General features: G+C 63.1%; 15 protein-coding genes. 14 read left to right on the plus strand and 1 reads right to left on the minus strand.

Annotation, left to right across the window (positions count from 1 at the left end):
- Positions 1-5: 5 nt before the first annotated feature.
- From tilS to VLU25_14570, 12 genes are all read left to right on the plus strand, one after another.
- Positions 6-1,481: a tRNA lysidine(34) synthetase TilS gene (tilS, locus tag VLU25_14515; protein HSR69146.1), complete on the plus strand. Its 1,476-nt coding sequence runs from the start codon at positions 6-8 to the stop codon at positions 1,479-1,481.
- Between the two features lie 247 nt (positions 1,482-1,728).
- Positions 1,729-3,690, plus strand: a complete 1,962-nt coding sequence (ftsH, locus tag VLU25_14520) for an ATP-dependent zinc metalloprotease FtsH (GenBank protein ID HSR69147.1) — start codon at positions 1,729-1,731, stop codon at positions 3,688-3,690.
- Complete coding sequence (gene folP / locus VLU25_14525) at positions 3,690-4,565, plus strand: dihydropteroate synthase (protein ID HSR69148.1); 876 nt, start codon at positions 3,690-3,692, stop codon at positions 4,563-4,565. Before ftsH ends, folP begins: the two co-directional genes overlap by 1 nt.
- Positions 4,565-5,467: a diadenylate cyclase CdaA gene (cdaA, locus tag VLU25_14530; protein HSR69149.1), complete on the plus strand. Its 903-nt coding sequence runs from the start codon at positions 4,565-4,567 to the stop codon at positions 5,465-5,467. The genes folP and cdaA overlap by 1 nt, the downstream gene beginning before the upstream one ends.
- A gap of 5 nt (positions 5,468-5,472) precedes the next feature.
- Positions 5,473-6,393 (plus strand): CdaR family protein, encoded by a 921-nt coding sequence (locus VLU25_14535; protein ID HSR69150.1) that lies wholly within the window; start codon positions 5,473-5,475, stop codon positions 6,391-6,393.
- On the plus strand, positions 6,390-7,772 hold the full coding sequence (gene glmM, locus VLU25_14540; GenBank protein HSR69151.1) for a phosphoglucosamine mutase: 1,383 nt from the start codon (positions 6,390-6,392) through the stop codon (positions 7,770-7,772). Before VLU25_14535 ends, glmM begins: the two co-directional genes overlap by 4 nt.
- Entirely contained in the window at positions 7,773-8,267 is a 495-nt protein-coding gene (rfaE2, locus tag VLU25_14545; protein ID HSR69152.1) for a D-glycero-beta-D-manno-heptose 1-phosphate adenylyltransferase, read from the plus strand.
- The gene (gene mfd / locus VLU25_14550) at positions 8,248-11,736 is read left to right on the plus strand and encodes a transcription-repair coupling factor (protein HSR69153.1); all 3,489 of its coding nucleotides are present in this window, start codon (positions 8,248-8,250) and stop codon (positions 11,734-11,736) included. The genes rfaE2 and mfd overlap by 20 nt, the downstream gene beginning before the upstream one ends.
- 66 nt (positions 11,737-11,802) lie before the next feature.
- A complete protein-coding gene (locus VLU25_14555; GenBank protein HSR69154.1) occupies positions 11,803-12,771 on the plus strand; it encodes a peptidylprolyl isomerase in 969 nt (322 codons plus the stop codon).
- Positions 12,752-13,834 carry a peptidyl-prolyl cis-trans isomerase gene (locus VLU25_14560; GenBank protein HSR69155.1) on the plus strand — a complete coding sequence of 361 codons (1,083 nt, stop codon included), beginning with the start codon at positions 12,752-12,754 and terminating at the stop codon, positions 13,832-13,834. Before VLU25_14555 ends, VLU25_14560 begins: the two co-directional genes overlap by 20 nt.
- A 282-nt stretch (positions 13,835-14,116) precedes the next feature.
- Positions 14,117-16,105, plus strand: coding sequence for a trehalase family glycosidase (locus VLU25_14565; GenBank protein HSR69156.1), 1,989 nt, complete (start codon positions 14,117-14,119; stop codon positions 16,103-16,105).
- A 48-nt stretch (positions 16,106-16,153) separates the two neighbouring features.
- On the plus strand, positions 16,154-17,476 hold the full coding sequence (locus tag VLU25_14570) for an amidohydrolase (protein ID HSR69157.1): 1,323 nt from the start codon (positions 16,154-16,156) through the stop codon (positions 17,474-17,476).
- A 7-nt stretch (positions 17,477-17,483) separates the two neighbouring features.
- Here the strand turns inward: VLU25_14570 and VLU25_14575 are convergent, their stop codons facing one another.
- Complete coding sequence (locus VLU25_14575) at positions 17,484-19,025, minus strand: sodium:proton antiporter (GenBank protein ID HSR69158.1); 1,542 nt, start codon at positions 19,023-19,025, stop codon at positions 17,484-17,486.
- Between the two features lie 228 nt (positions 19,026-19,253).
- Here VLU25_14575 and ald point away from each other — a divergent pair, with 228 nt between their 5' ends.
- Positions 19,254-20,366: an alanine dehydrogenase gene (gene ald, locus VLU25_14580; GenBank protein HSR69159.1), complete on the plus strand. Its 1,113-nt coding sequence runs from the start codon at positions 19,254-19,256 to the stop codon at positions 20,364-20,366.
- Positions 20,335-21,156: a lipoate--protein ligase family protein gene (locus VLU25_14585; protein HSR69160.1), complete on the plus strand. Its 822-nt coding sequence runs from the start codon at positions 20,335-20,337 to the stop codon at positions 21,154-21,156. Before ald ends, VLU25_14585 begins: the two co-directional genes overlap by 32 nt.
- Positions 21,157-21,223: the final 67 nt, after the last annotated feature.

The following is a 21,223-nucleotide window of genomic DNA, read 5'->3' on the forward strand; positions in this document are numbered from 1 at the left end:
AAGCCATGAGCGATCCCTTCGAACAACACCTGCTGGGATACATCAAAAGACACGAACTGGCATCCCCCGGAGAGACCTTGGTGCTGGCTCTCTCGGGCGGTCCCGATTCCACCGCTCTGGCGCTCTCTCTGCGTTCGCTGCGCCAGGCCCTGCAGATCTCCCTCGCGGCCTTTCATCTCAACCATGGCTTGCGCGGCCAGGAATCGGACGAGGACGAAAGCTTCGTTCGTCATCTGTGCCGCCGTCTGGAGGTGCCCCTCAAGGTGGCCCGCGCCGATGTGCGGCGGCTGGCCCGGGAGCAGCAGCTCAACCTGGAGGCCTGCGCCCGCCAGGTCCGTTATTCGCTGCTGGCCGAGAGCAGCGAGCAGGAGGACGGTCAGGTCACGGCCGCCACCGGACACAACCAGGACGATCAAGCCGAGACGCTGCTGCTGCGGCTGATGCGGGGCGCCGGGGTGGAGGGGCTGGCCTGCATGCGTCCGCTCAAGCGCTTCCGCCATCCGCCCGGATTGACGTTGGTGCGTCCGCTTCTCGATACTTCCCGCCTGCACGTCGTGGACTACCTCAAGCGCCAGGGACAGGACTACCGCTACGATTCCAGCAACAGCGATTTGCGGCTGGACCGGATCTGGGTACGCCGCCGCCTGCGTCCGCTGTTGGAGGAGCGCATCAATCCCTCGTTGGCGCCGGTGCTGGCCCGCAGCGCCGCCTTGCTGGAGGAGGTGGACGACTGGCTGGGACGTCAGGCTGAGGACTTTCTCGATTCCAACTTCTCGCGCCAGGAGGACGAGTGGGTGCTGGAGATCGAACCCTGGAGCCGCCTGCACCCGGCCTTGCAGGGCGAGGTCTTGAGGCGGGCCTGGACCCGCAGTGCAGAACAGAGTCCGGAGCAGCCGCCTCAGGAGACGGGCACCGCTCCGGCCATGCAACTGCTGCAAGCCCGCTTCCAGCAGGTGGAGCAGATGAAGCGGGTAGCCGCTCAGCCCTCGGGCGGCGAGGTGCACCTGGCCGAGGGATGGAGAATGCTGGCCGAGGTGGGCACGCTTCGCTTTACCCGCCGCTCTCCCGTCCCGCCCTTTCAGCGGACCGTCTCCGTGCCGGGGCAGGCGGCCATCGCGGAAATCGGACGCAGCCTGCACCTGATTCGCTGTCCCCAAGCCCGCCAGTCAGCCTCGGCCCGGGTGGTCTTGCGCCTTCCCGAAGAGCGCGTCCTGGTGCGCAACCGGCGTCCCGGCGACCGCTTTCAACCCGCGGGCGCCGAGCGCGAGCACAAGCTCAAGGAACTTCTGCAGGAGGCGCGGGTTCCCAGAAGCCGTCGCGATTCCCTAATCCTTTTGCAGTCCGGCGACGTCTTATTGTGGGTAGAGGGGCTGGCGCCGCGTGCCGATCGTGTGGCCGACGCCGATGATTCCGAGGCCGTGGCCGTCCTCCTTGACGAGGACGGAAAACCCTCGGCTGAAGAGAAAGACGACGACAGGTGAAACCCACACAGGGGTCGAAACGTTTATAATAACTAGACGAGAGAGGCGGGCAACGACGACCTTTAGGGGGTTCGGCGCCAAATCGCGCCATGATTTTTTTCAGGGGAGGGACGGCGACTCCCGCCCTTCGCTACCGCTTCTCACGACAGCCACGAGGACCCATCCGGCGGACGATCACGCAACTCCGTCGGTGTTTTTCATTGCTATAATGGAAACTTGGCCTCGCATGGCCTTCGGAGGTTACGTGCTGAATTCAACTGCCAAGAATGCCTTTCTTTGGATCTTCATAATCGTGGCGGCCATCGCCCTGTGGCAACTGCTGGCTTCCATGAACAGCGGAAGCCCCGAGGAGTTGTCTTACACGCGCTTCATGGAGTACGTGGAAGAGGGCGCCATCAAGAGCGATCCCAGCAATCCCGTCAAGATTGAAGGCAACCGCGTCGAGGGCTACTACGTCAACCCCTCGTCTCCCGAGACCGACGGGCAACCTTTCAAAGCCTATATTCCGGCTGACGGAGCGGCCGACGTGGGTAATCAGTTGCGCGACAAAGGGGCTTTTGTCCAGTTCGCCGATCAGGACGAGGGAGGCTGGATGGTCTTCTTCTTGACCTCCTGGTTCCCCATTCTGCTCTTTGTGGGCTTCTGGATCTTCCTCATGCGCCAGATGCAGGCGGGCGGGAACCGGGCCCTCTCCTTCGGACGCAGCCGCGCCCGGCTGACCACCAATCAGCAGAAGAAAGTCACCTTCAAGGACGTGGCCGGGGTGGACGAAGCCAAGGAAGAGTTGCAGGAAATCGTCGAGTTCCTGAAAGAGCCTCAGAAGTTCCAGAAACTGGGCGGACGCATTCCCAAGGGCGTCCTCCTCATCGGCCCTCCAGGCACGGGAAAAACTCTGCTGGCCCGCGCCATTGCCGGTGAAGCCAACGTGCCTTTCTTCAGCATTTCCGGCTCCGACTTCGTGGAGATGTTCGTGGGCGTGGGCGCCAGCCGCGTGCGCGACCTCTTCGAGCAGGGCAAAAAGCACGCTCCCTGCATCATCTTCATCGACGAAATCGACGCCGTGGGCCGCCACCGGGGCGCCGGACTGGGCGGCGGACACGACGAACGCGAACAGACCCTCAACCAGTTGCTGGTTGAGATGGACGGCTTCGAATCCAACGAGGGCGTCATCCTCATCGCCGCCACCAACCGTCCCGACGTGCTTGATCCCGCCTTGCTGCGTCCCGGACGCTTTGACCGCCAGGTTGTCGTCAGCCTCCCCGACATCCGGGGACGCGAGGGCATCCTCAAGGTTCACACCCGCCGTATTCCCCTCAACGACAGCGTCGACCTCTCCGTGCTGGCCCGCGGCACGCCTGGATTCTCGGGCGCTCAACTGGCCAACATGGTCAACGAGGCGGCCCTGATCGCCGCCCGTCACAACCGCAAGGCCGTGATCATGTACGACTTCGAAGAGGCCAAGGACAAGGTCTTGATGGGCAAGGAACGGCGTTCCATGATCATGTCCGAGGACGAGAAGCGCAACACCGCCTATCACGAGGCCGGTCACGCCCTGGTCGCCTACATACTGCCGGAAGCCGACCCCCTGCATAAGGTCACCATCATTCCCCGCGGCCGGGCCATGGGCGTCACCATGCAATTGCCCGAGGAAGACAAGTACAACTACAGCCGCGAATACATGCAGAACCGCCTCGCCATCCTGCTGGCCGGACGCATCGCCGAGGAAGAGTTCCTCAACACTTGCACCACCGGCGCCTCAGACGACTTTAAGCGGGTGACCGAGTTGTCGCGCAGGATGGTCTGCGAATGGGGCATGAGCGAGGAGATGGGACCCTTGACCTATGGGCGCAAGGAAGAGCAGATCTTCCTGGGACGCGACATCCAGACCCAACAGGACTACAGCGAGGCCACCGCCATCAAGATCGACACCGAGGTGCGCAATCTGGTCAACAAGGGCTACCAGGAAGCCCGCTCCATACTGCGCGAGCACAAGGACGGCCTGGTGCGTCTGGCCGAGGCCCTGTTGCAGTACGAGACGCTCAACGGCAAAGAGATCGAAGCGGCCATCAAGGGCGAGAGCATCAAGCGCGACGACGGCGGATCCTCGGCCCCGGCCCAGGTTGAAGAGAGCTCCCGCGAGGAGAAGAGCAAGGGCGAGAAGCCCCTCCCGCCGTTGGTCAATCCCAACGACAGTCCCGCACCCGCCTAATGAACCAGGACCCACTTCGGCGACCTCGCTTCAGTCTGCAAACCCGCGGGCGGACCATTGAACTGGGCGAGCGAACGCTGGTAGTGGGCGTCCTCAACCTGACTCCCGACTCTTTCTTCGACGGCGGGCTCTATCAGGGTCGCGACAAGGCCCTGCAAAGAGCCCGCCAGATGGTCGACCAGGGCGCCGACTTGATCGACATCGGCGCCGAGTCCTCCCGCCCCGGCGCCGACCCCGTTTCCCAGCAGGAAGAAATGCGGCGCCTGCTCCCCGTTCTGGAAGCCTTGCGCAGCCACCTCGCCATTCCCCTCATGGTCGATACCTACAAGGCCGAGGTGGCCCGCGCCGCGGCGGCCGCCGGGGCTGATCTGATCAACGACATCAGCGCCTTCCGCCTTGATTCGCAAATGGCCCAGGTGGTGGCCGAAAGCGGCGTCGGCTGCGTGCTCATGCACATGCGCGGAACTCCCGCAGACATGCAGAAAAGAGCCCCCAGTCCCGACATCCTTTCGGACATCGATTGCTACTTCGAACACGCCCTTGCAGAAGCCTCCGCAGAAGGGATCGGCCATGATAGAATCATCCTTGATCCCGGCATCGGTTTCGGCAAGACCGTGCATGATAATCTGCTGATACTCAACAGGTTGTCGTTTCTCAGGCGGTTCTCGCTGCCGATCCTGGTAGGGACGTCCCGCAAGAGCTTCATCGGCAAGATTTTAGATCTGCCGGTCGAAGAAAGGCTGCTGGGTTCGGCCGCCTCGGCAGCCGCCGCCCTGATGCGCGGTGCTCACCTGGTCCGAGTGCACGACGTAGCAGCCATGAGACAAGTCGCCGACATCGTAGACGCCATCCTCCGGGAAAGAGAGGGAGAGTGATGGCAGAGTTCATCGAGGCCTTCACGCGAATCGGATGGGTCGACGTCCTGGACGTCTTGGTGGCCGGCTTCCTGATCTATCAGGTGTTGCTGTTGATCCGCGGCACGCGCGGATGGCAGATGTCTCTGGGCGCCGCAGCTTTGCTCCTTTTCTACTATCTGACGCGGGCCCTCAACATGCAGACGGTGGGGCTCTTTCTCGACTACTTCATCACTTACTTCATCTTCGCCCTCATCGTCATCTTCCAGTCCGAGATCCGCCAGGGACTGATCCGTCTAGGACGGGGCAGTTTCCTCAAGCGCTTCTTCGAGAACGCACCGCCCATGCGCTACGACGAGGTCGTTCTGGCGGCCACTACTCTGTCCAGCCAGCGCATCGGCGGACTGGTCGTGATCGAGCGGGAGATCGGACTCAAGAACTACATCGAAAGCGGAATCCGCTTGGATGCCGCCCTCACCTATGACCTCCTGGTGACCATTTTCAATCCCAAGTCCCCTCTTCACGACGGGGCCGTGATTCTGAGCGGCGATCGCATCGCGGCTGCCGGCTGCTTTTTGCCGCTCACGCTCGATCCTTACTTGAGCAAGGAACTGGGGACCCGCCACCGGGCCGCCATCGGCATTTCGCGGGAGACCGATGCCGTGGCGGTGGTGGTATCCGAAGAGACCGGCAAGATCTCCCTGGTCGTCGATCGCGAGATGACGCGGGGACTCGACGGCCCCCGTCTGCTCAAGCTGCTGAAAAGGCATCTGGAGCCTACCGTCAAGGAGGGCGGCACAGAGGAAACGGCTGAGAAGAAGCCTAAGGCCGAAAAGAAGATCAAGACTCAACCTAAAAGCAAGAAAGCCGCCAGGGCTCACGCCATGACGGAAGGCGGCGAAGCCCCCTCCTCTTCTTCCTGAACCCCATGATCAATTGGCGCGAATGGATTACCAATAACACCGGCCTCAAACTGCTGTCGCTGCTCTTGGCGGTCATGCTCTGGTTTCAGGTGGCCAGCCGCCAGATCGTGGAACGCGACATCAGCATGCCGGTGGAGTACGTCAACCTTCCCGACCACCTGGCCATCGCCAACGACCCGCCCCGCCGGGTCGACGTCAGGGTGCGTTCGCCGCGCAATTTGACGGGTGACGACCTCTCCTCGATGGTTATGAGCATCGATCTGCGCGATGCCGACGCCGGCCGGCGAACGGAGCGCATGCCGCCCGTGGTCAACAGGCCGCGGGACCTGCAGGTGCTGCAACTGAGCCGTCCCGCTCTGATCGAGATCATCATCGAGCCCAAAGTCGAACGCCTTTTGCCGGTAAACCCCCAGGTGGAGGGAAATCCGCCTGAGAACTACGAGAGGGTGGCAACTCTGGCCACACCGGCGCGGGCTACGGTGTCCGGTCCTCGCTCGGCGGTAGAAACCGTGGACGAGGTCAAGACCGTCCCCATCGATATCGACGGACGCACTGAGAGCTTCCAGGTCCGCAGGGAGCTGGTGGTGGACCACGAGCGCGTGCGCGTGATCGAAGAATCGGCCCTGGTGCGCGTGCAGATCGAAGAGAAACGCAGACCCGTCACCCTCACCGGAATTCCGGTCGAGATCGTTCCCCCGGACACCAATGCCCGCCTGCGCAGCGGAACCGTCAGGGTGAGAGGCTCGGTGCCCATCTCCTTCCAGGGTGAAATCGATCCTTCCATTTTTCAGGCCGTGATCACCACCCGGAATATCGAACCCCGGAGGGCCTACCAGCAGGTGGTTCCCCGCGTGGTGGTTCCGGAACGCTACTCCATGTTGCGCATCGAGGAAGTCGATAGCGTCGAGGTGAGAAAGACCCAATGAATTCCCGCCCGATTCTGTTCGGCACCGACGGCATTCGTGCGCGGGCCGGACATCCCCCCTTGGACGGCAACACCCTCTCACGCCTGGGAGCCGCTGTCGGCACCCTCTTCGGCGGACGCATTCTGATCGGACGCGACACCCGCGCCAGCGGGCCCTGGATTGAGAACATCCTGTGCCGGGCCCTGCGCTCCTCGGGAAGCCGGCCCAAGGCCCTGGGAGTGATCAGCACTCCCGCCGTCTCCTACTTGACCCGAGAGGACTCGGAAGCCTCGGCGGGAGTCGTCATTTCCGCCTCCCACAACCCCTTCTACGACAACGGACTCAAGATCTTCGGACCCGACGGCGAAAAGCTGCCCGACCACCGTCAACATGAGTTGGAAGCCGCCGTGGGGCGGCTGGAGGAGGTACCCGCCGGGCCCGGCTCGGCCATTCCGGAGCTGCAAGAGGACGGGCAGGAAGCCGATCTGAGCCGCCTGCTGACCTCCGACCAGCCCTCTCTGCGGCGCTACCTCGATTTTCTGGCCTCGGCCGCCGCCGGACACTCCTTGACAGGCCTCAAGATCGTCCTCGACTGTGCCAACGGCGCCGCCTATCGCAGCGCCCCCCGGCTGCTGACCGAGATGGGAGCCGAGGTGGTGGCGCTGGGAGCCGATCCCGACGGGCGCAACATCAACAGCCGTTGCGGGGCGCTCCATCCCCAGGCCATGGCAGAGCGCGTCAGGCGGGAGGGCGCTCACATGGGCGCCGCTTTCGACGGCGATGCCGACCGCATCATCCTCAGCGACGAGACAGGCCGGCTGCTTGACGGCGACTACGTGCTGCTCATGCTGGCCCGCCAGATGGACGCTCAAGGACGCCTGCCCAAGCGCGCCATCGTCAGCACCGTCATGTCCAATCTGGGACTGGAAAAGGCCCTCTCCGACAGCGGAATCCATCTGCTGCGCACCCCGGTGGGCGACCGCTTCGTGTGGGAGGCCATGAAGAAGGGGGGGCACCCCTTGGGCGGCGAGCAGTCGGGCCACATCATCCTCAGCGAAATGCTACCCTCCGGAGACGGCCAGTTGATCGCCGTCAAGGTGGCGGCACTTTTGGCCTCCAGCGGCCGGCCCCTGTCGAAACTGGCCGAGTCGATGGTGCGCCACCCGCAGTTGCTGCTCAACGTGCCGGTGGCTTCCAAGCCGGAGTGGAAGGAGATCCCTTCACTCTCCAGGGAGGTCGAGCGGGTGGAGCGCGAACTGGACTCCCGCGGACGCGTGCTGGTGCGCTATTCGGGAACCGAGCCCAAGATCCGCATCATGCTGGAAGCAGAGCCAGGACTCGATTTGGAGCCGCCGGCCCGCCGCTTGGCCGAGTGCTTCCGCCGTGAATTGGGAGGATGAGTGCCCGCTCTGGAGGATAAGATCAAATCCCGTCAGGAAATGCTGGAGGTGCGCGATCGACTGCGCCGCAAGGGCCTCCGTCTGGTCTTCACCAACGGTTGCTTCGACCTTCTCCATCCCGGCCATGTGCGCTATCTGGAACAGGCTCGCGCCTGCGGGGACGCTTTGCTGGTGGCCCTCAACTCCGACGCCTCGGTGCGCCGTCTCAAAGGGCCCTCGCGTCCCGTCCAGGACGAGCAGGCCAGAGCCCTGGTGATGGCCGCCTTGGCCTCGGTCGACTACGTGACCCATTTTCAGGAAGACACGCCCGCCCGCATCATCGACGAGTTGGTTCCCGACGTGCTTGTCAAGGGCGGCGACTGGCCCGTCGAGCAGATCGTGGGACGGAAGACCGTAGAAGAGGCCGGCGGACGAGTCCTCTCCATCGCCTTCCAGACGGGCCACTCCACGTCCGGAATCATTGAACGGATTCAACATGGCTCAGGAAACCCCTAAAGCCTCAGCCGCTGCCGAGCGCAAGGGGGAGCATCCCCTGCTGCAGCGCCTGGCGTCCTCTTGCAGCCTGCGGGAGGGCGTGCTGGGAGGACTCCATCCGGCCGACACGGCGCTGCTGCTGGCCGCCCGCTTCCACTGCGGCAGCGGCAATCTGTTGTGGCTGTGCCGCGACAATGCCGAAGCCGAACGCCGGGCTCAGGACCTGCGTTTCTTTCTGCCCCGCGAATGGCGCTCCTCGGTCCTCACCCTGCCCGGCACGGAAGCCGATCCCTACCGCGGACTCTCGCCTCACCCCGACATCCTGGCCCGCCGCGCGCTGGCCCTTTGGAGGCTCACCCGCCTGCCCCGCGCGCTGGTCATCACCACTCCCGCCGCCCTCAGCTTGCGCCTGCCCTCGCGCGCCAATTTCCTCAGCCATTGCCTGCACCTCGAGGTGGGCGCCATGATGCCGCGTCAACACCTGGTGGAGCGCCTGCGGGAGGTCGGCTACCTGCAGGAAGATCCCGTCAACGAGGAAGGCGAATTCTCGCTGCGCGGAGGCATCATCGACATCTACTCGCCCTCCGGACCCTATCCCGTCCGCATCGAGCTCTTCGGGGACGAGATCGAGTCCATCCGCCAGTTCGACCCGTCCACGCAGCGTTCGGTGGAACTGGTGCCCCAGTGCGAGGTCATCCCCATGCGGGAGATGCCCGTGACGGAAAGCGAAATCCGGCGCTGGCACCATGAGGCACCCGAGCATTGGAACGAAGTGCGCTTTGCCGAAGCCCTGCGCGAGAAGCGCCAGTTCACGGCGGACGGCGAGTTGTTCAACGGCTTCGAGTCGCTCTTTCCGCTGGTGCTCGAAACCGGGTCGCATCTCTTCGACTACCGTCCTCAGGAAGAAAACGCGTCCGACTGGCAATGGGTGATTTCGAGCCGCAGCCAGTTGATGGAGGATCTCGATCAGCGCTTCCGGCGCTTCCGCGACGATTTCCAGATCCGCTCCGAGGACGGTGATCTGGCCTTGCCGCCCGAGCGCCTCTTTTGGACCGAATCCTGGTGGAAAGAGCGCTTGCAGGCTCACGACACCTGGTCGGTCGATCCCCAGCCGGGCGAGCGAGAGGACTTCACCTTCGACTTCCAGAGGGAGCGCAAGTATCATGGCCGGCTGCCCGATCTGGTGCAGGACCTGGCCGGCTGGAAAGAGGCGGGCCAGCGCGCCCTCTTCGTCATGCACACCCCGGGCATGACCGAGCGCATGCAGGACATCCTGCGCGAGTACGAAGTGGCGGCCGCCCAGGTTGAGGACTTTGAAGACCTGTCGGCCGATGTCAGCATTCTGCAAGGGCGCTTGTCGGAAGGCTTTCATTCCCCGTCGCTGGGACTTCACGTCCTCACCCAGCAGGACGTTTTCGAAGAAAGCAAGCTGCAGCGTCCGTCCCGCCCCCCCAAGCGCGACCTGAGCGGGACCTTCCTCTCCGACTTCCGCGACCTGCGGGAAGGCGATTACGTCGTCCACATCGATCACGGAATCGGTCAGTACCGGGGACTCAAGCAGATCGGCGTGGGAGACGACAGCAAGGAGTTCGCCGTCCTCACCTACTATGGCGGCGCCAAGCTCTATGTGCCCATCGACCGCCTCGACCTGGTGCAGAAGTACAGTTCGGCGGGAGACGCCAAGCCTTCCCTGGACCGCCTCGGCGGCGCTTCCTGGGAAAAGACCAAGAAGCGCATCAAGAAGTCGATGCGCGACATGGCCGACGAACTGCTCAAGCTCTACGCCCAGCGGGCCGTCGTCAAAGGACACGCCTTCCCTCCCGACGACGAGATGATGCGCGAGTTCGAAGAGGCCTTCGAGTATACCGAGACCTCCGATCAAGCGGCCGCCATCCGCGACGTCAAGGCCGACATGGAAGCCGAGCGCCCCATGGACCGCCTGATTTGCGGAGACGTGGGCTACGGAAAGACCGAGGTGGCCATGCGGGCCGCCTTCAAGGCCGTGTCCGACGACAAGCAGGTGGCCGTGCTGGCTCCCACCACCGTGCTGGCCTTCCAGCACTTCAACACTTTCACCGAGCGCATGCAGGGCTTTCCCGTCACGCTAGAGATGATCAGCCGCTTCCGCGGGCGTAAAGAGCAGAGCGAAATCCTCAAGAAGGTGAAAGGGGGGACGGTTGACATTCTCATCGGCACCCACCGGCTGCTTTCCAAGGACGTCGCCTTCCAGCGTCTGGGTCTGGTGATCATCGATGAAGAGCAGCGTTTCGGCGTTTCCCACAAAGAAAAGCTCAAGAAGCTGAAAACCAAAGTCGACGTTCTCACCCTTTCCGCCACACCCATCCCGCGCACCCTCAACATGTCGCTGATCGGGCTGCGCGATCTGTCCATCATCGAAACGCCTCCCCGCGACCGCCTCGCCATCCAAACCGTGGTGCTCAAGTTCTCGCGCCAGATCATCCAAAGCGCCATCGACCTGGAGCTTAAGCGCAAAGGGCAGGTCTTTTTTCTCCACAACAGCGTGGACACCATCCACTCCATCGCCCAGATGGTTCAGGACACCGTTCCAGATGCGCGGGTGGCCATAGCCCACGGGCAGATGCGGGAGGACCGTCTGGAAAAGGTGATGCTCGATTTCGTAGAGTATGAGTACGATGTGCTGGTCTGCACCACCATCATCGAGAACGGACTCGACATTCCGCGCGCCAATACTCTGGTGGTCAACCGTGCAGACCGTTTCGGACTGGCCCAGCTTTACCAACTGCGGGGACGCGTGGGCCGTTCCAACCGGCGGGCCTATGCCTACCTGCTCATACCCACCGAAGAGGTGCTGAGCAACGACGCCCGCCGCCGCCTCAAGGCCATCCGCGAGTTCTCCGACCTGGGGGCGGGCTTCCGCATCGCCGCCCTCGATCTGGAGATCAGGGGAGCCGGCAACCTGCTGGGCGGTGAGCAGTCCGGACAGATCAACGCCGTAGGTTTCGAGCTCTACAGCAAACTGCTCGACCAGACCATACGCGAGCTCAAGGGCCAGCCGGTGGATGACGAGGTTCAGACTTCCATCGACCTGCGCCTCGACATCCAGATTCCAGACCACTACATCGACGATTCCAACCAGCGGCTGTGGCTTTACAAGCGCATCTCCAGCACGGCCGACGAGCAGGCCCTGGCCAGCCTCCGGGATGAGACCGTGGACCGCTACGGCAAACTTCCCCGCTCCCTCTCCAATCTCTTCCGTCAGGCCCGGCTGCGCTTCAAGGCGCGCCGCCTCAAGGTGCTCTCGATCGACCGCAAGGGAACGCGGCTGATGCTCAAGTTCCGACACGATACCCCCGTCCAGCCCCAGCAGGTCATCAAGCTGGTAGAGGCGGGAGAAGGCGTTTCCCTGACCCCGGAAGGGGTGGTGGTCTTGCAGGCCGACACCAGCCGGGTTTCGGAGATTTTCGACAATCTGCACGGCTTCCTCGAGGAATTGGCTGTGCTACAATGAAAGGCTTTGCGGAGGGCTGTTGCCGAAGGACTTTCGGCAGCCGGCGCCGGAAGAGGAAGTCACTGCATGAGAGACCGCCCGCTTCGGATCCCGTTTCTACGATCTGCGGCCGCGTTGTGCCTGGTTGTGCTGCTGGCGTCCTCTTGCCGCCTCAAGAGTTCCGAGCAAGCGGTCGACGGAGGTCAGCAAAAGGACCGGATTGCGCTGGCGGAAGTCAACGGTCAGGTCATTTCACGCAGCGAGTTCGAGGCGTTCGTACGCCTCAACGGCGGGCTCGACCTGGCCGCTCTCGATTCCGGCGAGCGCATCGACATGTTCCACAACATGCTCACGGATTACCTCATCAGCCGTCGCGCCGATGCAGAAGATGTTTCCCTCAGCGAGGCCGATTTGGAAAACGCCGTGCAGGAGTGGATGCCCCAGGCTGAGGACCGCGTTGCGGCTCAATCCCTCATCCAGCGCTTCCTCCGGGGCCAGAAGCTGTTGCGTGATCAGGTTTACGCGGGGATCGAGGTTACGCCCCAAGAGACCCGCAACTACTACAACCGCAATTACAGTTCCTTCGAAGCCGGCGACCGCATTCATCTGCTGGAGATCCTGGTTTCCGACCGGCCCCAGGCGGTGCGCCTGAAGAACGAGCTGGAGGCCGGCGACATGAGGGCCTTCAGAGAAGCCGCCCAACTCTACTCGCAAGGCGCATCAGCCGCTTCCGGAGGCGATTTGGGATTGGTGGAGAAGGGTTCGCTCCCGGCCCCCTTCGAAGAGGTGGTCTTCAGGCTGAAGCCGGGCGAGATCAGTGATATCTTCACCTCTGGACACGGTTTCCATCTCTTCATGGTGGAAGAGACGATCCCGCGCCACCAGCAGAAATACTACGAGGTCCAGAAAGAAATCTACGTCAGGCTGCTGGCCGAAAAGGAACGGCGCGCGCTGGACGAGTTTTTGAAACAATTGATCCGCGATGCATCCATATCGATATACGACGAGGAACTGCGGTCGGAGTGGAGGAAGCGATATGCTGAAACGCGAAGCTGACGGCCCGGCGGGCCGATTTGCGCCGGCCCTGAGAGTCTTGACGGCGATCCTGTTGTTGGCGGGGAGCCTTGCGGCCCAGGAAGGACAGACCAACGGAGGAGCCGATAGCGCCGGCGACACCGTCATTATCGACGAGATCGTGGCCAAGGTGAATTCCGACATCATCACCAAGACCGACCTGGATGCCGAGATCAACCGCATTCGCGTCAGCGTCATGGGCGCCAACGCCAGCGATCCCGAAAAAGGCCGGCAGATGTTCCAGGAGCAGCGTCCCAATATCCTGCGCAACATGATCATCTCCCGCCTCATGTACCAGCGGGCCGAAGAATACGGAATGCTGGCCCCGATGGAGCAGGATGTGGATGCCTACATCAAGCGGGAGATCATGGACCCCAACGGCATCCCGTCCATCGACGTTCTCAAGCAGGTTTTGGAGCAGCAGGGAACGACTTACGAGGACTTCCGCAAGGGTATTGAAGACCAGTATGTCCAGTCGCGCATCAACAACGCCTTCGTCTTCAGCAAGGTCACCATTCTCAGCGACGAAATCGAAGCCTTCTACCAGGAGAACATAGAGCGCTTTACCGAACCCGCTACGGTGGAGTTGGCCGAGATCATCCTGGAAAGCGAGGGCAAAGACGCCTCCAAGGTGCGGGATCTGGCCGAAGACATCGTGGCCCGGCTGGAAGCCGGCGAGGCCTTCCAGGAACTGGCCCGAGAGTACTCGGACAACACCGCCACCGCCAGCCAAGGCGGACGCAGCGGCACCTTTACCCGCGACCAGTTGTCAGACGCCTTGCAGGGGCCGGCCTTCGACCTCGAAGTGGGATCTTCCAGCGGCGTTATCGAGACCGCCTTCGGATTCGCCATCATCAAGGTCCTGGCCCGGACGCCCGCCACGCCTGTTCCCCTGGAAGAGGTCAGGCCCCAGGTCGTGGAGTACCTGCGCAACCAGAAAGCTCAGCCCTACCTGGAGCAGTTTCTCGATCAATTGCGCGACGAGAGCTACGTCTACGTGGCTCCCAAGTACCAAGAACAGTTCAATCTGGAAGAAATCCTGTAGTGCTGCCGGTCATAAGTTCTGAGCCAGGGACCGCCGTTTTTTGTCTGAAAGGGACAGATTCGCCAGCCCAGCGACTGTGTTAGAAGTCAAGTCCGGGCTCGCTGAAGGCGAGCGATTCGCCAGCCCAGGGTCAGCCCCGGCGAGCGAAGGCGAGACGGCGGCGCCACCCTGGGTTTCAGAAGGCAAAGGTCCGAACGCTGAAGGCGTGGGATAACGCGACAGGGTGGCTCAAAACTTCTGACTACTGCACTAGATGGCAGGCTGACAGGCTATCCTGGAAGTATGTTCGAGCGAATTTTGGCGCTGCTTCTTTTGAGCGGCCCTTGCCTGACGGCCCAGGACGCCCTGCCTCTGTCCAGCCTCTCCGACGACGGATCGTTGGCGCTCCACACCCTTTACACCGCCCCCCGCGACCGCACCCTCTACGCCCTTGACCAGGGATACCGGCTGAGCATGCGCGATCCCTCCCAGCCCCTGGGCCTGCATACCGACAGCGCCGGGAGCCTCAGCTTCTATTTCAAGCGCGAGACCCTGCTGGTGGGTCCGGTGGGGGATTTCGCGCGTCCGCCCCGCATGCAGGAGAATTATTCGGACGCCGCCTTCCTCAGTTATTCGCCCTTGCAGGGAATCGAAGTGGAACACCGCTTGGCGGTCTTCTCCTCCACGCTCTTGATTCAGGAACTGACTCTCGCCAATCGGGGAGCGGAGGAGCAGGAAATCCAGGTCCTGACCCTTTACCAGCGCGACGAACCGGTGCACAAGGCCGAGCTGAAGGGGCACGACGACGCCTTGTTCTTCTCTCACAAGGAGTCATGGAAAGACTGGGCGTCGGTCAGGCTGGAGGCCTTCGAGGAGGAATTGGAGGACCTCATTCTGCTCGACCGCAAGGCTGAATCCTGGGGCGGCTATGAGGGGGGAGCCGAGGAGTTTCTGGCTCACGCACGAGCGCCCTCGCTTTCGGGCCTGGCGCCCAAGAAGCCGCGGGCGCTGGCACTGGCGGCCACGCTCACCATTCCCGCGGGGGAAAGCAGCACACTCAGGGTGATTCGGGCCTCGGGCCTGCATCGCGGCTTGATCTGGACTCAAGCCAACCGCATTATCTTTACCTTCCCTTTTGAAGAGATCTTCGAGCAGAGCCGCCAACGCTACCAGCCGGCCATGGAGGGCGCACGGCGCGGCTTGACCGAGTGGCAGGCACTTTCGCTGGCCCGCCAGATGATGTTTCCGCCTCAGGGTTCGGCCGCCTATCCCTTCCTCGTCGATTCCCGCGAACCCACCTGGGCGGGCGGCCATGACGGTCAGAGCCTCTTCACTTCGCTGGCCTTGCTGGCCTTGGCTCAAGTCGACCTGCAGGCCGCTCAGGACGCCTTGCGCCTTTTCATGGCCCAGCAGCGCCCTGACGGCTCCTTTCCTGCAAGGGCTGTGCCCTATCCCCAGGAGTATGTCGGCAAGAAAGCGCCCCGCGGCGACTCGGTCCCCCTTTTCGCCTGGCTCAGCCTGCAACTTCACCGGCGGGGGGCCGAGGGCGGCTTCTTGCAGGAATCCTACTTGGCCGCCGTCCGCAACGCCGAATACCTGCTGCGCTGCGACCGAGACGGCGACGGACTCATCGAGTGGAGGCAGCCGCCTGAGGGACTGCCCTATGGCCTGGACGTACGCCTGGGCGCGCCCGATCCCGGACTCAACGCCTTGCTGGTGAGCGAATTGGAGAGTCTGGGCCACATGGCGGCGGCCTTGGAGCGGCCCGATCAAGCCCGGGCCTGGCATTCTCGCGCCCGCGCTTTGGCCCGGCGCATGAATGAGCGGCTGTGGGACCAGCAGGACGCCCTTTACCGCTCGCCGCCGAACAAAGACGGCAAGTCCAATCCTCTCAGCATCTCCTCGTTCTTGCCGCTGTGGGCAGGAGTGCCGGATGCCGCCCAGGCCCGGCGCATGCTCGACCACCTCAGCGGCAAGGGCCGCTTTCGCGTGGAGGCTGGCATCGCCCTCTATCCTCGCCCGCAGGGCCGGCCCCAGGAGGTAAACGGTTCCTGCTGCGGTCCCCAGACCGTGTCGCTGCCCCTCAACTACCTGTTGTGGGAGGGCATGCGGCGTTACGGTTTCGTCGAGGAAGCCGATGGCTTGGGCCGCAGCCTGCGCTCGGCCGTCCGCCGGGGAATGCTGCAACGGGGCTTTATAACCGACACCTTTTCGGGGGACGGCGGGCAGGCTTCATCGCGTCCTCACGTGTTGGGGTCCCTGATCGCCCTGATGGGCTCGTCGACACCCTGAAGGGCGGCGCCCTTGTCGCGGCAAGGCGTCTTCCGCGATACTGGACGGATGAAACCCATCGCCATTTTTGCCAGCCTGCTTTTCCTGGTGGCGGGAGTAGCGCTCTCGCTGGAAACCGTCCCTCGACAAGAAGACGGACTGCATCGCCAAATCGACCAACGGGTGGAGGCCGTCGAAGATCAGGTTGTCGCCTGGCGGCGCGATTTCCACCGCCACCCCGAGCTTTCCAACCGTGAATTCCGCACCGCTTCCAAGGTGGCCGATCACCTGCGTTCGCTGGGCATGGAGGTGCAGACCGAGGTGGCTCATACGGGGGTTGTCGGACTGCTGCGAGGCGGCCGTCCGGGACCCGTGGTGGCCCTGCGAGCCGATATGGACGGTCTGCCCGTCACCGAGGCCACCGGACTGGAGTTCGCGTCCACCCAACGGGCTACCTACAACGGCCAAGAGGTGGGAGTCATGCACGCCTGCGGACACGATTCCCACGTGGCCATATTGATGGGAGCGGCCCAGGTGCTGGCCTCCCTGAGGGATCAACTGCCGGGGACGGTCAAGTTCATCTTTCAGCCCGCCGAGGAGGGAGCTCCCCGCGGCGAGGAGGGCGGCGCTGAACTGATGGTCAAGGAAGGCGTGATGGAGAACCCTGTGCCCGGTGCCGTCTTCGGTCTCCACATCTCCTCCACCATGCCGGTCAACACCGTCAACTACCGGCCCGGAGGGCTGATGGCCAGCGCCGACGTGCTGCGCATCAAGGTCAAGGGAAAGCAGACCCACGGCGCCTCGCCCTTCCTGGGCATCGACCCCATCGTGGTATCGGCTCAGATCATCATGGGCTTGCAGACCATCGTCAGCCGTCAAACGGACATCACTCAAGCACCCGCCATCGTAACCATCGGAATGATCCGCGGCGGCGTGCGTTCCAACATCATCCCCAACCAGGTGGAGATGGAGGGCACCATCCGGGCTCTCGATACCGACATGCAGAAGGACATTCACGAGCGCATCCGGCGGACGGCCAACTCCATCGCGGAATCGGCCGGCGCCGAGGCCGAGGTCGAAATCGACATCGGCTACCCCGTCACCCACAACGACGAGCGCCTGACCGAGGCGGTGCTGCCCACCGTGTACCGCGTGGCCGGGCAAGAGCAGGTCATAGTCGTGCCTCCCATAACGGGTGCCGAGGACTTCTCCTTTTACGCTCAGGAAGTGCCGGGATTCTTCTTCTTCCTGGGCGCCAAGCCGCCTCACCTGCAAGAGCCCACCGCCCACCACACCCCTGAGTTCCTCATCGATGAAGATTCCTTCGACCTGGGGGTCAGGCTTCTGGTCAATCTGACGGTCGACTACCTCAACGGCGAGATTCAGCGTTGATCGACGGCTACAGGATGAAGGTGATCACCACGAAGATGGGGACCAGGACCACCAGGCTGTAGAGCATGTAGCCGAAGAAGGAAGGCATGCGCACGCCTGACTGTTCGGCAATGCTCTTGACCATGAAGTTGGGCCCGTTGCCGATATAGGAGTTGGCTCCCATGAAAACGGCTCCCAGCGAGATGGCGATCAGGAAGGGTTCTGCGATGGTGCGTCCCGCCCCCAGTGCAACGGTGGCTGCGCCCTGCACCTCCATGACCACCGCGGTTTCGAAGAACACGACGTAGGTGGGAGCGTTGTCGAGGAAGCTGGAAAGGACGCCGGTGATCCAAAAGAATCCAGCACCGCTGTTGAGGCCCAAATCGGCTCCTCGGGCGTGAAGGATCTCGATGGGAACCTGCATGGTGATGAAAATGCCCGAGAAAAGCGCCGCGACCTCGAGAATGGCGTGATAATTGAAGTCATTGGCCGCGCGGGTGGCGGGTCGAGTGGTCAGCAGCGAGACGGCCACCAGCAGGCACATCAAGGTTTCGCGCAAGAAGACCGGTGTGTAGACGGAAGTTCCAAGCAGGGGTTTGCCTGGGACCACGAATGCGACGCAAAGGACCACCAGCCCCAGCAGGACCAGATTATGGGTGCCTCGCAGGCGCAGGCTGCGCACTTGCCGGCGGTCGAGCCGCAGGTCCTCGGGACGCTCCCGCCCGTACTCGATTCGGTCCCAGATGTAGTAAATGACCAGCAGAGCCACGTTGACCCCCACCCAGTAGGGCCAGAGATCCAGCGTCCAGGTGAAGGGAACCCCTCTCAGATAGCCCAGGAAGAGTGGAGGATCGCCGATGGGCAGCAACAGTCCCCCGCAATTGCACACCGTGAAGATGAAGAAAATGACTGTATGGCGGACCTTGCGGCGTTCCCTGTTGGTGCTCAAGAGGGGCCTGATCAGCACCATGGCCGCCCCCGTCGTCCCGATGAAGCTGGCCAACAGCGTCCCCGTGGCCAGGAAGCTGGTGTTGATGATGGGGTGGGCTTGCAGGTCTCCCGTCAGGCTGACGCCGCCGCTGATGACGTAGAGGGCGAAGAGCAAGATGATGAAGGGAATGAACTCGGCGAAGATGGCATTGCTGAAAGCCGCCCAGACGGTAGGAAATCCGGCCGCAACATGCTCGGCGTGGGTGAAATGATTGCTGATTCCGCCGGGGTGCAGAAGGAAATAGTAGAAGAGCGTCACGATCCCCAAGCAAGCTGCCACCGCAAAGCGGTTGAGGTTGGAGTGCCACCAGTGCGCCGTGCGTCGGATGAGGGGCAGAAAGGCGATGGCCAGCAGAATTCCCGCAAAGGGCGCCACCGCCCACAAGGGAGGGACATAGTCAACCGCGTTCTCAACCGTTTCGCCATGCCCGCCTTGGCCGTGGTCGCCTCCTGCGTGCGGCAGCCATCCGGCCGCCAGCACCAGCAGGAAGAGGACGGCCGTGGCAATGAGAGCCAATGCCACCCAGCGGGATCGGCGGTGCATGGCTTCGACGTCAACTTCCGGCCTGAACTTCTCCATGGATCCCTAAACCTGCCCCTTGCTGCTTCGAGGCGCCCCCGTACGCTTTGCGCGAGGGGCTACTTTAGCATAACGGCGAGCTGCCACGGGATGAGATGAGCAGTATCTGGCGTGGCCGCGGCGGCTTTCTCCCAACTAATGGGGACCGGCCCTTTCCTTTCACCGAGAAATCGATAGAATGAGACGCGAGGCGAGGCTGCAAATGAGATTCAAGAAAGGGGCGAGCTTGTGCTGATAGGACTGCCGAAAGAGATCAAGGACAATGAGTCGCGCGTAGGGATGGTGCCGTCCGGCGTGCACGCGTTGGTTGTGGCCGGCCATACCGTCTACGTCGAGAAGGGCGCCGGCCACAGCTCGGGATTCAGCGACCGCGAGTATGAAAGCGCCGGCGCCGAAACGGTCGACAGCGCCGACGATGTCTACCTGCGCAGCGACATGATCGTCAAGGTCAAGGAGCCCATCGAGCCCGAGTATGAGCGGATGCGCGAAGGCCAGATCATGTTCAGCTACCTGCACCTGGCTCCTCTGCCCGGTCTCACTCAGGTGCTGCTCGAGCGCAAGGTGACCGGCGTGGCCTACGAGACCATCCCCGACCGCGGAGGAAGCCTGCCTCTGCTCACTCCCATGAGCGAAGTGGCCGGACGCATGTCGATCATCGTGGGCAGCTACTATCTTCAGAAGCCGCACGGCGGACGAGGCGTCCTGTTGGGCGGCGTCCCGGGAGTTTGGCCCGCCCGCGTGGTCATCATCGGCGGCGGAACGGTGGGCGTCAACGCCGCCAAGATGGCCATGGGACTGGGGGCCCACGTCACGATTCTGGACGTCAACCTCGAGAAACTGCGCGAGTTGGACGACCTCTTTTTCGGCAAGATCCTGACCATCTACTCCAACCAGTACAACATCCAGAAATCGTTGGAGACGGCTGATCTGGCGGTAGGCGCCGTGCTCATTCCCGGTGCCAACGCCCCCAAACTGGTCACCCGCGAAATGATCGACGCCATGCAGCCCGGGGCGGTAGCCGTCGACGTGGCGGTCGATCAGGGCGGCTGCTTCGAAACCACGCGTCCCACCACCCACAGCGATCCCGTCTACGAGGTGGACGGAGTGGTGCACTACTGCGTGACCAACATGCCGGGCGCCATGCCCCGCACTTCCACCTTCGCCCTCACCAACGCAACCTTGCCCTACGTGCTCAAGATCGCTGAATTGGGCTTGAAGGGGGCCATCGAAGAGAATCCGCTCCTCGGGGACGGCGTCAACACCTTCAAGGGCCATGTGACCTGCCGCCCCGTGGCCGAGGCTCAGAACCGTGAGCATCGTGCGTTCAAAGACATCGCTTGAGCCGACGGCGCCGGAAGCGTCCGGTCACCGTGAGAGCCGAAACCCGGCCGGCGAATGGATCCTGATCCTGGACCGGCCCCGCGGCGGCGAGGAGAACATGCTCATCGACCGCCGCCTGCTCTACGATCTGGAGTCCGATCCGCGTCCTCGCAGCGTGCTGCGCCTCTACGCCTGGAAGGAGCCGACCATTTCCCTGGGCAAGCACCAGAGGACCGAACTGGCCGTGGACGCCCAGGCTTGTCTGCAAAGGGGTGTGCCCATCGTCCGCCGTCCCACCGGCGGACGGGCCGTCCTCCACGCCGACGAACTGACCTATGCCGTGCTTTCCAACGACCGGCGCCTTTTTCCCCGCCAGGGCGTCCTCGATACCTATCGCGCCATCGCCCGCGCCCTTCAGCATGGATTGGCTCTGGCGGGCGTCGATTGCGTCCTCTCCCGTGCCCCGGCAGCAGCAAAACGCAAAGAGCCCGCCCCCTCGCCCGCACGAGGACGCCAGGCACCCTGTTTCACTTCTCCCAACCGCTACGAACTTCTGGTCGATGGACGCAAGATCGCGGGAAGCGCACAACGGCGGCTGCGTCGGGCTTTTCTGCAGCACGGCTCCATTCCTCTCAGCGTCGACTACGCGCTGATGGGAGAGCTGCTGGCGGCGTCCCCCGCTGTGCTGCGCGCTTCCTTGGTTTCGGCGGGCCGGGCCGCAGCCCGTCCGCTCGACTTCCGCCAACTGGCTGAGGCCCTTGCCCAGGCCTTCAAGATGGTCTTTCCGGGATGCTGGAGGCAACGGCGCTAGCCGGGTACAAGGCTTGGACTTTTCTGCACAAGATGTGGTATATCAATAAGTTAGCTGCAAACTTAAG

The organism is Acidobacteriota bacterium, from assembly GCA_035471785.1.
GTDB lineage: Bacteria > Acidobacteriota > UBA6911 > RPQK01 > DATIPO01 > JANQFM01.